Raw genomic sequence first — 12,803 nt, 5'->3', positions numbered from 1 at the left:
GTAAATAATTTTATTACATTTGATCGATTAACCAATTGCTATTCATGATAAATCATATTCAAGGAAAACTCACTGATAAAAATCCTACACATGTGGTTATAGATTGTAATGGAGTGGGCTATTTGTTGCATATTTCGTTACATACTTTTTCTCAAATTCCTGATGGTGAATTCCTAAAACTATATACACATCTTCAGGTTAAAGAAGATGCGCATACCTTGTATGGGTTTTCGTCTCTAGCTGAACGTGAAATATTTAGACTATTGATTTCTGTAAGTGGCATAGGTGCTAATATAGCCAGAACCATGTTGTCTTCCTTAACACCAAAACAGGTTAGAGAAGGAATCGGTACAGGTGATGTGACCTTAATTCAGTCCATTAAAGGTATTGGAGCAAAAACGGCACAACGTGTTATTCTTGATTTGAAAGATAAAATCTTAAAGATTTACGATATTGATGAAGTTTCGGTTTCAAAAGGCAATACCAACAAAGATGAAGCGTTATCTGCTTTAGAAGTTCTTGGTTTTGTTAAAAAACAGGCAGAACGTGTAGTAGATAAAATTTTGGTGGCACAACCTGATGCGGATGTAGAAACCTTGATCAAACAGGCTTTAAAAAACTTATAGAATATTTTGAACATAACTAACCGTTTATTTTATAAATCTATTAGGAAATACTTTTTTTTGGTGATTTTGTTGAGTTTCTCATGTATTTTATGGTCTCAGCAAACACCTCAGCCTAAAGACTCTGTACAAACAGGTTTTAGTTTAGGTAAAATTGATATTCCAAACCCTAATAGCATTGAGTCAAAATATACCTATGATCCCATAACAGATCGCTATATATATACTGAAAAAATAGGAAGTTTTAATATTAACTACCCTGTCATTTTAACGCCAGAAGAGTATTATGTTTTGGTTGCTAAAGAAAACGTAAGAAGTTATTACAAGCAAAAGATTGATGCTTTTGATGGTAAGAAAGATGGTGCCGAAGATGAACGTAAAAATTTGTTGCCAGAGTTTTATGTGAAATCAGGTTTGTTTGAAACCATTTTTGGAGGAAATACCATTGAGGTTATTCCGCAAGGTTCTGTTGAAATGGACTTAGGGGTGTTGTATTCAAAACAAGACAATCCATCTTTTTCTCCAAGAAACAGAAGTAATTTTACCTTTGATTTTGATCAACGCATCAGTTTAAGTTTATTGGGCAAAGTAGGCACAAGGTTACAGATTAATGCGAATTACGATACACAATCTACTTTCGATTTTCAAAACCTCGTTAAATTAGAATATACCCCAACAGAAGATGATATTGTTCAAAAAATTGAAGTAGGTAATGTAAGCATGCCGCTTAACAGTTCCTTGATTACAGGAGCGCAAAGTTTGTTTGGTGTAAAGGCACAGCTTCAGTTTGGTAAAACCACGGTTACAGGGGTGTTTTCTGAACAGAAATCACAGTCAAATACCGTGATAGCACAAGGAGGGGGTACTCTTGAAGAATTTGAGTTCTTTATTAGGGAATATGATGAAAACCGACACTTCTTTTTAGCGCAGTATTTTAGAGATACTTATGATGAAGCGCTTAAAAACTATCCGTTTATCAACAATAAAGGGTTGCAAATTACTAGACTTGAAGTTTGGGTGACCAACCGTAGCAACAGAACCGAAAATGTTAGAAATGTTGTAGCACTTCAAGATCTTGGAGAATCGGATAAATTAGGATTGCAAACACCGCCTCCTGGTTTTATTAATGTTGGTCCTGGTGCCATACCTGACAATGGTAATAATAATTTTGATCCTACAAATATTGGCGGGGCAGGCTCACAACTTACGGAGGCTATTAGAGATATAGCTACAGTGCAATCAGGTATTTTAGTATCAAATGTTAATGAAGGTTTTGATTACGCCAAACTTGAAAATGCTAGAAAACTAACGGTGGGTCAAGAGTATACTTTAAATACAGAATTAGGATACATTTCATTAAATCAAAGATTGAATAATGATGAAGTGTTGGCCGTGGCTTTTCAATATACGCTTGGCGGAAAAGTATATCAAGTAGGTGAATTTGCTAATGATGGTATTGATGCTACCAATGTTGAAACCAATCCTGATGGTAATGTAATCAACGTGGTTAACACCAACCTAGTGCTTAAAATGCTAAAGAGCAGTGTGACCAGCGTTACCTTACCTGTGTGGGATTTAATGATGAAAAACATTTATGATACGGGAGCTTATAATTTAAGTCAAGATGATTTCAAACTGAATATATTCTATAACGAGGCATCTCCATTAAATTTCATAAAACCTGTAGGAGATCAATTTGATTTAGATATTAATGGTAATCCTGTATCGGGAGGTACAAATGAAAAGGATTTACTTCAAAATGTACCTTTACTGCGTGTATTCAACTTAGATAAATTGAATTTTAATAATGACCCACAAACACGTGGGGATGGTTTTTTTGATTTTGTTCCAGGTATTACGGTAATTCCTCAAAACGGAAAAATTGTATTCACTAGTGCAGAGCCTTTTGGTGAGTATTTATTTAATGTTTTGGGAGGTGGTAATTATGAAGATATAACTTCTTTTAACCCAGATCAAGCTAAATATGTATATGATGTACTGTACAAGAGTACAAAAACAGCGGCACTCGAGGAGGTTGAAAAAAATAAGTTTAAACTAAAGGGAAGGTATAAAGCGTCTGGTGGAGATGGTATTCCAATAGGGTCTTTCAATGTGCCTCGTGGTTCTGTAAGGGTAACGGCTGGTGGGCGCGTGCTTGTTGAAGGAATCGATTATACGGTAAACTATCAGTTGGGACGTGTTCAAATTTTAGATGAAGCTTTAAAAGCCTCAAATACACCTATTGAAGTATCCACCGAGAATAATGCTGTTTTTGGGCAACAAACAAGACGCTTTACAGGCGTAAATATTGAGCATAAGTTCAATGAAAATTTTGTCTTAGGAGGAACACTGCTTAATCTGAATGAGCGACCCATAACGCAAAAGGCAAACTATGGAACCGAGTCTATTAATAATTCTATTTTTGGAATTAATGGTAACTATGCTACTAAAGTGCCTTTCCTTACTAGATTAGTTAATAAACTTCCTAATATTGATACCGATGTAGAATCTAATCTTTCGCTTAGAGGAGAATTTGCTTATTTAGCCCCCGGAGCACCAAAAGGAACCAATTTAAATGGAGAAGCCACGTCTTATATTGACGATTTTGAAGGCTCACAAAATGGTATTGATTTAAAATCGCAACTATCGTGGTTTTTATCAAGTAGACCTTTAGACTTGAACGTACCTAGTAACCCGAATGAAGATGAAAATGGCATTCAGAATGGCTACCAGAGAGCGATGTTAAATTGGTATTCTATTGATCCTATTTTTTATAGCAGCCAAAGGCCAACAGGTATTTCAGATGATGACTTATCAGGGCTTTATACCAGTCGTGTTTTTATCAATGAATTATTTCCAGATCGTGATTTAGTACAAGGGCAAACATCCGTGTTGTTCACGCTAGATTTGGCTTACTACCCTAATGAGCGAGGACCATATAATTTTGATCCCAATGCAGCAAATGGCACTATTCCCAACCCCGCAGAGAGTTGGGCGGGTATTACCAGACAAATCACATCAACAGATTTTGAACAGCAAAATGTAGAGTATATCGATTTTTGGGTGCAAGATCCGTTTCAAGGAAACCCAAATAACCCTGGAGGAAAGCTGGTATTTAATTTGGGAAATATTTCTGAAGATATTATAAAGGATGGTAAGAAGTTATATGAAAACGGATTGCCAAAAGATGGTGATATTTCTTTATTAACACCTACCAGTTGGGGAACCGTAACCCCACAAAATCAATCGTTAATTTATGCCTTTGATTCTGAAGGTCAAGAACGCATTAATCAAGATGTTGGTTATGATGGCTATAATGATCAGGCTGAAAGGGACTTTATAACAGAGAACGGTCTAGATCCAAACTATGCCTCTCTAGATGATCCCGCTAATGATAATTATGCCTATTTTTTAAATGCAGAAGGTGATATTTTTGAGCGGTATAAACGATATAACGGCGTGCAAGGAAATACGCCAGATTCGTTTTCAAATACAGACCGAGGCGCTAATACACAACCGGATGTGGAAGATATCAATCGTGATAATACCATGAACACTATTGATAGTTATTTTGAATATGAGTTAGAATTAACGCGGCAAAACTTGCCTACATCACAATCCGATTTTGAGAATCTTCCAGAAACTAACCCGTTAAAAAAGTTCTTAAGAGATTTTAAGGAAAGAGACAGGCAATTGCCAAACGGAGATGTTGCCCAAAAAGTACGTTGGTATCAGTTTAGAATTCCCGTTGAAGGTCCTCATGTAAAAGAAGTAGGCGGAATTACAGATTTAAGATCGGTAAGATTTGCAAGAATTTATTTAAAAGAGTTTCAAGAGCCAACAGTCTTTAGGTTTGGAACTTTAGATTTGGTAAGAAGTGATTGGAGACGTTTCACTTTACCACTAGATAAGAACGATCCAGATCCTGATGATCCGCAAACCGAATTTACGGTAGGAATTATAGGTACACTTGAAAATGATGGCCGTTATCAAAGTCCACCAGGTATTGAGCCAGAACGATTGTTTAATAATAATACCGTAGTAAGGCAAAACGAACAGTCATTAGTGGTGAAAGTTTGTGGACTAGAACCCGAAGATTCTAGGGGCGTTTTCAAAAACATTAATATAGACATGCGTCAGTATAAAAAGATGCGCATGTTTATGCATGCCGAAGATCAAGATAAAGCCATGGGAGGTCTTGGTGATAAGGATTTGGTTGGATTTATTAGAATGGGTAATGATTTAGTAGATAACTTCTATCAAATAGAGCTTCCTCTTCAAGTATCCACATCAACCACAAGAGATGGATTGTGGCCTACAAATAATGAAATCAATCTGCCAATAGAAATTTTAGGCAAAATTAAAGCACAAGGCATTTCAGATATGACCTTGGGTAATGAAGACCCAACGTTTTATGATGTTATTGACGGTGATATTGTTGAGGTAAGTAATCCATATTCAGGCTATGTTCTAGGGCAGCATCGTGTGGCTATAAAAGGAAATCCTAACTATGGCGATATAAGATCTTTAATGGTAGGGGTTAAAAATGCAACTACAGGAGATGAGCTGTGTGCCGAAGTTTGGTTTAATGAATTACGATTATCTGATTTAGACAATGAAGGCGGATGGGCTGCTGTGGTAAGTATGGATTCTAATGTGGCTGATTTTGCAAACGTGAGTGCAACCGGCAGACAAAGTACTTCTGGTTTTGGGTCTTTAGAACAAGGGCCAAGCCAGCGTAGTCTAGAAGATGTACAACAATATGATGTGGTAACTAATGTAAATGTAGGACAGTTGTTACCCAAAAAATGGGGGGTTCAGGTGCCTTTTAATTATGGACAAAGCGAGGAACTAATAACACCAAAATACGACCAGTTCTATAAAGATTTAACCCTCAATTCTAGATTAGATGCAGCAAATTCCAGGGAAGAAAAAGAAGTCATTCGTCAACAATCTGAAGATTATACCAAAAGACAAAGCATTAATTTTATAGGGGTTAGAAAAATTAGAACAACAGATAAGAAGCCACGTTTTTATGATGTTGAGAATTTTACATTAAACTATTCGTTTAATAAAGTAGAGCACAGAGATTTTGAAATAGAAAAGTCGGAGAATAAAATGCTGAGACTGGGAGCTAATTATGCCCATAATTTTAATTCAAAATCAGTAGAACCCTTTAAAAAGAATGATTCATTATTTATAGGTAAGTACTGGAAGATTTTAAAAGATTTTAACTTTAATCCCTTGCCTACAAGTTTTACAGTTAATACAGACTTAAACAGACAATTTAACAGACAAAAGTTTAGAGAAGTTGATTTAACAGGTGAAAACATTGCCATAGAAGAATTATTTAGAAGAAATTACACTTTTGATTTTCAGTATACCATCAATTATAACCTAACAAAGTCTTTGCAGCTTAATTTTACAGCGGCCAACAATAATATTGTAAGAAACTATTTTAAGAATAATGACTTAATCGCTGGAGAACAAGATGAAAATCTTGATGTTTGGGATGGTATACTTGATTTTGGAGATCCAAATAGGCAAAGTCAAAATTTGGGTTTAACTTATCAAATACCACTGAATAAGATTCCAATGTTTAGTTTTGTTGATGCCACCTATCAGTACAATGGTACGTTTCAATGGCAAAAAGGGTCTGATTTATTTGGTAATGTTGAGCTTAATGGAACAAGTTATGATTTAGGAAATACGGTTCAGAATTCAAATGTTCATAATTTGAATACCTCATTAGATATGAACCGTTTGTATAAATACATTGGTTTAACCAAAAAGCCTGTAACCAGAGTGCGTAGTAGAAATGCTGCTGGTGGCCCTCCAGGAGCTAACGCTAATCAAGCCAAGCCATCAAAGTCAAAGGGACAAGGCGGTAGAAAATTACTAAATGCAGGAATAGATATTTTAACCAGTATTAAAAGAATACAAGCAAATTATTCAGAAAACAACGGTACGTTTTTACCTGGTTATATGCAAACACCTGGATTTATAGGTACCTTAAAACCAACTGTCGGATTTACATTTGGTAGCCAAAGTGATATAAGATATGCAGCAGCCAAACGGGGATGGTTAACTGTTTTTCCTGAATTCAATCAACAGTATACAACCACACATACACAGCAAATTGATTTATCTGCAAGCTTGCAACCTGTCAGAGATTTAAAAATAGATGTTGTAGGTAACCGAACTTATTATAAAAACTATGCCGAAAATTATCGCGTAGACAACCTTGGTGGTACTTTGCAATACCAATCTTTAACACCAAATACCTTTGGTAATTTTAGTATTTCAAGTATCATGATTGCAACGGCGTTTGAAAAGAGTGATCAAGTATCTTCAAAGGCATTCACTGAATTTAGATCTAACAGGCTTAAAGTGGCAGAACGACTGGCCCGTGATTTTTACGGCACTGATAATTATGGGAGAGATCAAGAAGGTTATCCACTTGGGTTTGGTAAAAACAATCAGAAAGTACTGCTGCCTTCATTTTTAGCAGCCTATCAAGGTCAGGATGCAAATAAGGTTAAAACAAGAGCGCTTCGAGATGTTCCCATTCCTAATTGGGATTTAAAGTATACAGGTTTTATGAAGTTTACTTGGTTTAAGAACCATTTCCGACGGTTTTCAGTAACACATGGATATCGTTCCAGTTATAATATCAACCAATTCACAACCAATCTTAATTTAAATCTCGATCCTGATGCTAATGAGCAACCTGTTCCTGGGTTACCTTATCCCGATCAACCACAGGAGGCATTAGATCAGGCTGGTAATTACAAGAATAAAACGCTTTACAGTAATGTGAACCTAACAGAAATGTTTAGTCCTTTGGTGCGTCTTGATTTTGAAATGAAAAATTCTATCAAAATTTTAGCAGAGGTTAAAAAGGATAGGTTGCTATCGTTAAGTTTTGATAATAATTTAATGACAGAAGTTAAAGGAAACGAATTTATACTTGGTTTGGGTTATAGAATAAAAGATTTACGTATTCGATCAAAGCTGGCTGGGCCGCAAAAGCGTATTGTTAGCGATTTGAATATGAAGGCCGACGTGTCTGTACGTGATAACAAAACAATTGTAAGGTATTTAGATTTAGATAATAACCAAATAACATCAGGGCAAACCATTTGGGGTGTTAAGTATTCTGCCGATTATGCCTTCAGTAAAAATTTAACAGGTATTTTTTATTTTGATTATACGTTTTCTGAATATGCCATATCAACGGCATTCCCTCAAACTACTATACGTTCAGGAGTTACTATTCGTTATAACTTCGGAAACTAAATAGGATGTAGCGCATTGTGTTATAAAAGTGAAGTGTTTTCTGTCTTATACATTTAAATTGTATACATATGCGCTTTATTTTAGTAAATTATATATTTGATATTTGTTTCTGAATAAATACATTTGTGCATTAACGATTTTTAAAAGTATTAATATGAACATTCCATCAGAATTAAAGTATACTAAAGACCATGAGTGGGTAAAAATAGAGGGTGATATTGCAACCGTAGGTATTACAGATTTTGCACAAAGTGAATTAGGTGATATTGTTTATGTGGAAGTAGAAACCCTTGATGAAACTTTAGATGCTGATGAAGTTTTTGGAACAGTAGAAGCCGTAAAAACAGTTTCTGATTTATTTTTGCCACTTTCAGGTGAAATCATGGAATTTAATGAAGGCTTAGAAGATGAACCTGAGCAAGTAAATACAGATCCTTATGGTGATGGTTGGATGATAAAAATTAAGTGTTCAGACCTTTCACAAATTGAAGGATTACTATCTGCCGACGATTATAAAAACCTTATTGGTGCGTAAAAAAGTTATTTTATTTGCTGCCTTAGGCTATACCGGTTTTTTAGCTACAGTTAGTTTAATCAGAATAGATAACCTCCCCGACGCAGGAATTTCTTTTGCAGATAAAATATTTCACTTTTTAGCCTATGGGTTGCTAACTTTGTTATGGTTTGGTGTTTTTTCTAATAATTATAGGAAAAAAGTAGCGCTGAGGTATGCAGCAATATTTTCTGTAGGTTTTGGTATAATTATTGAGGTATTACAAAAGGTGCTCACCGAATATAGGGCACTTGATGGTTACGATATTGTAGCGAATACTTTTGGTGTTTTACTCATGTCGGGAATACTTAGTTTAAAAAATAAAGTACAGGTCAAAAACTCATAGAAACTCTTGTTTTTTTGGCAAATAAAATGTTATTTTAGCAATCTTGAAAAACACAAATTATGGAACCTAAAAAAAATCCTAAAGCTAATGTAGGACGTAACAGTTCACTTTACTTTGCTATTGGTTTAGCGTTAATGCTATTCATAACGAACTTTGCAATTAATTATAAAACATACGACAAGGAAGATATTGATATCGGGATGGTGAGTATGGAAGAAGAACTGGAAGAGGAAATTCCATTAACAGAACAAATACAAACACCGCCACCGCCACCGCCACCGCCAGCAGCTCCAGAGGTAATAGAAATTGTAGAAGATGAGGTTGAGGTTGAAGAAACCGTTATTGAGTCTACTGAGGTAGATCAGGAAACTGAAATTGTTGAAGTAGAAGAGGTTGAGGTTGTAGAAGTAGAAGAAGATATTGATGTGCCATTCTCAGTAATTGAAAATGTACCTATTTTCCCTGGTTGTGAAAAAGGAAGTAACCAAGAGAAAAGAGACTGTATGTCAAAGAAGATTTCTCAATTTGTAAATAAAAAGTTTAATACAGAGTTAGCTTCAGAGCTCGGATTGTCAGGAAGACAACGTATTAATGTGATTTTTAAAATTGACAAAACAGGATCTATCACAGGAATTAGAGCAAGAGCACCACACCCAGGTTTAGAAAAAGAAGCGGCACGTGTTATTGGTATGTTACCTAAAATGAAACCAGGTAAGCAACGTGGTAAGCCAGTGAATGTTCCTTATTCTTTGCCAATTATTTTTCAAGTACAAGACTAGTTGTCTTAAAAGCACACAAGTTTAGAAGTTTTCTAAGTAAATTATATAAAATCCCGTTACAGCCATGTAACGGGATTTCTTTTTGGTATGCTTATTGTGATTTTATCATAATATTAACATCAAAACTATAATTATTATGAGTAATCAAAGGAAAACTCACGACATCGTTCGGCAAAACGATAAAATCGTGAAAAAAGCACAAAAGCATGAAGTAAATTTACAAAAAAACTCTACCCTTTACTTTCAAATTGGTGTAATAATCTGTTTGCTTTCTACCTTCGGGTTGTTAGAAATGAAAGTTGAAACTAAAGGCGTAGTTGAATCTCCTCCACTTGAAATGGAAACCCCTCTTTATGTTGATATTCCTATAATTAAAGAGAAACGCCCTGTTATAGAAAAGCCAAAACCCGTAGAAATTATTAAGCATCCTCAAAATTTTAAACAAGTTATTGATGATGTGCCCGAAGACTTTTTTAAAGAAACATTGGTTGAGCCTAAAATTACAACCCCAGCATTAAATCCTGATGCATTGCCCGATTTTGGTGATAAACCAAGCGAACCTGAAGACGTTCCTTTTATTCTAATTCAAAATGCACCAATATATCCTGGATGTGAAAGTGCTAAGGACAACAAGGCTAGAAAAAAATGCATGTCTGATAAAATCAACAAATTAATAAGGAAGAAGTTTGATGGCTCTGAGATTGCTTCAAAGTATGGTTTAACAGGTAAGCAAAAAATAAGCGTTCAATTCAAAATTAATAAATACGGAAACGTAGAGGATATCATCACAAGATCACCTCATCCAAAACTTGATGAAGAAGCAGAGCGGGTTATTAATTTTATACCTCAAATGATACCAGGTAGTCAAAGAGATAAAAATGTTGGGGTTATTTATCATTTGCCCATTGTGTTTGAAGTACAATGAAATAGTTCAAATACGTTTAAGGTTCAAAAGCTGTCTTCATTCTAGGATGATGACAGTTTTTTTATATTGGTATTATTAAAAATATAGTATCTTTCCAACCAAATCAAACCTGCGCCACCTTATGAAGAAAGTCTTAGTACTGTTCTTATTTATAGTTCAATATCAAGCATTCTCTCAAAAGCAATATTTACCTGAGAAGCCACCAGTTTATCCAGGGTGTGGAGATGTAGGGATAGACGCCCTTCAAAATTGTTTTGATGCTAAAATTTATAATCATATCTATGAACACTTTAAAGTGCCGCAGAAGGTTTTAGATGATAAATATAAAGGCGAGGTTGTGGTGCTTTTTGAAGTTGATACCTTAGGGCATTTTAAAGTGATTTATGTTAATACGGTTTACGATGTGCTGAAAAAGGAGGTTGCTAGAGTTTTTGCCAAGTTGCCAGAAGTGCAACCAGCAACCTATAACACACGCAAAACATTCAAACAGTATTCTATACCCATAAAAATACCTCTAGTCAATCAACAAAATACCACTATGGTATTTGAAGAGGTACATCAGCAATCTAATTCAGAGCAATTAGCCAAGCAAGAGTTTGATAGCGTTTCTGCCAGTTTACAGAAATTTGAAAATAGAGCCTATACCAGCCAATTAAATATTCCGTTTACCCATAGTGATTATTCCAGATTTGATAGGCAGATGAATTTAGTAGGCACAAACAGTCATACCGCTTCAAAACCGTTCATTTATGAAGAGGTTTCAGAATATTATGACTTTAAATCTGAAAAAGAAACGTTGAAAAAGGATAAGGAATCTTGGGGCGGAAGAAAGTTGTGGAACGAGCATTTGGTTGAATTACAGGGAAAGGATTATTGGTTTACTATCGATCCCATTTTCGATTTGCAGGTGGGAAAAGATTCTGATGCCGATTTCAATACTACATATAATAATACCAGAGGGATATTGGTGCAAGGAGGTTTAGGAAAGAGGTTTAATTTTTATACCGCTTTTTTTGAAAGTCAGGGCCGATTTGCTGATTATGTGAATAGATACGCTGAAAGCTTGAAAGCCTTTGGGCCTGATCCCGCTATTATACCGGGTAGGGGGATTGCAAAACGATTTAAAACAAATTCTTATGACTATCCTGTGGCTGAAGCTTACTTGTCTTACACACCATCAAAATATTTTAATTTTCAATTTGGCCATGGTAAAACGTTTATCGGAGATGGGTATCGCTCTTTAGTTTTAAGTGATGTTGCCAGTCCGCATCCTTTTTTCAAAATCAATACTAAATTTTGGAAGATTAAATATACCAATACCTGGAAGTGGTTAAAAGATGTTAGGCCAGAAGCTGAGCAGGACAAAGCCTTTTTAACCAAATATATAGCTAACCATTATTTAAGCTGGAATGTTTCAAAACGATTAAATCTTGGTTTTTTTGAGTCTGTAATTTGGGAAAACGCAAATAACCGTGGTTTTGATGTCAACTATTTAAATCCTATTATATTTTACCGGGCTATTGAGTTTCAAACAGGACAAGGGGCTGGAAATGCCCTGTTAGGGGCTACTGCTAAGTTTAAATGGAATGACCAGATTAACATTTATGGCCAGTTTGTTCTTGATGAGTTTTCATTGAGCGATGTTAAAGGAGGCGAACGAAGTTGGAAAAATAAATATGGTTATCAGTTGGGGATCAAATATTTTGATGCCTTCAAAGTAGATAATTTGATGCTTCAATTGGAATATAACCGTGTAAGACCTTATGCCTACTCTCATAACACTATATTGCTTAATTATGGGCATAGTAATGAATCGAAAGCACATTTGTGGGGATCAAACTTTAGCGAAGCTATTTTAATTGGAAGGTATCATTATAACCGTTGGTATGCCGATGCCAAATTAATTTTTGGCGTTAAAGGATTAGATTTTAACACAGCGGATGATACCTTTAGTTATGGTGGCGATATTTATAGAGATTATAATGATCGTCCTTTTGATACAGGAGTTGAAGTAGGGCAAGGTAATAAAGTGAAGATATTTAACGGGAATCTTCAGGCTGGGTATTTGGTAAATCCAGCCTCCAACTTAAAAGTGTTTGCAGATATTACCGTAAGAGATTTTAATCCTGAAGCAACCACCGTTGACACCTTTAATAATAGTACCGTTTGGTTTAACTTTGGAGTAAGAACAGATCTGTTCAATTGGTATTTTGATAATTAATGTTATGCAGAGCTTAGCGAAGAATCTTTAGTTTAAGTTCAACCTTTATTTTATGGG

General features: G+C 35.2%; 7 protein-coding genes. All 7 read left to right on the top strand.

Annotated features, from left to right (window positions below; translation table 11 throughout):
* Window positions 1-44: 44 nt before the first annotated feature.
* The 7 genes from ruvA (at window position 45) to KFZ70_RS02955 (ending at window position 12,746) form a co-directional block, all read left to right on the top strand.
* Complete coding sequence (gene ruvA / locus KFZ70_RS02985) at window positions 45-626, top strand: Holliday junction branch migration protein RuvA (RefSeq protein ID WP_139698653.1); 582 nt, start codon at window positions 45-47, stop codon at window positions 624-626.
* Window positions 627-632: 6 nt separating this feature from the next.
* Window positions 633-7,922, top strand: a complete 7,290-nt coding sequence (gene sprA, locus KFZ70_RS02980; protein ID WP_139698652.1) for a cell surface protein SprA — start codon at window positions 633-635, stop codon at window positions 7,920-7,922.
* 154 nt (window positions 7,923-8,076) lie between these two features.
* Window positions 8,077-8,457, top strand: coding sequence for a glycine cleavage system protein GcvH (gene gcvH / locus KFZ70_RS02975; protein WP_139698651.1), 381 nt, complete (start codon window positions 8,077-8,079; stop codon window positions 8,455-8,457).
* Window positions 8,450-8,821: a VanZ family protein gene (locus tag KFZ70_RS02970; RefSeq protein WP_233244101.1), complete on the top strand. Its 372-nt coding sequence runs from the start codon at window positions 8,450-8,452 to the stop codon at window positions 8,819-8,821. The genes gcvH and KFZ70_RS02970 overlap by 8 nt, the downstream gene beginning before the upstream one ends.
* Window positions 8,822-8,880: 59 nt before the next feature.
* Complete coding sequence (locus KFZ70_RS02965) at window positions 8,881-9,600, top strand: energy transducer TonB (protein ID WP_139698649.1); 720 nt, start codon at window positions 8,881-8,883, stop codon at window positions 9,598-9,600.
* A 187-nt stretch (window positions 9,601-9,787) separates the two neighbouring features.
* Window positions 9,788-10,525 carry an energy transducer TonB gene (locus KFZ70_RS02960; protein WP_158293233.1) on the top strand — a complete coding sequence of 246 codons (738 nt, stop codon included), beginning with the start codon at window positions 9,788-9,790 and terminating at the stop codon, window positions 10,523-10,525.
* 121 nt (window positions 10,526-10,646) lie between these two features.
* Window positions 10,647-12,746: a gliding motility protein RemB gene (locus tag KFZ70_RS02955; protein WP_139698647.1), complete on the top strand. Its 2,100-nt coding sequence runs from the start codon at window positions 10,647-10,649 to the stop codon at window positions 12,744-12,746.
* Window positions 12,747-12,803: the final 57 nt, after the last annotated feature.

It is taken from the genome of Allotamlana fucoidanivorans, assembly GCF_045788535.1.
GTDB lineage: Bacteria > Bacteroidota > Bacteroidia > Flavobacteriales > Flavobacteriaceae > Allotamlana > Allotamlana fucoidanivorans.
The sequence above is the reverse complement of the archived record's forward strand: the minus strand, read 5'-3'. Positions and strand labels throughout refer to the sequence as shown.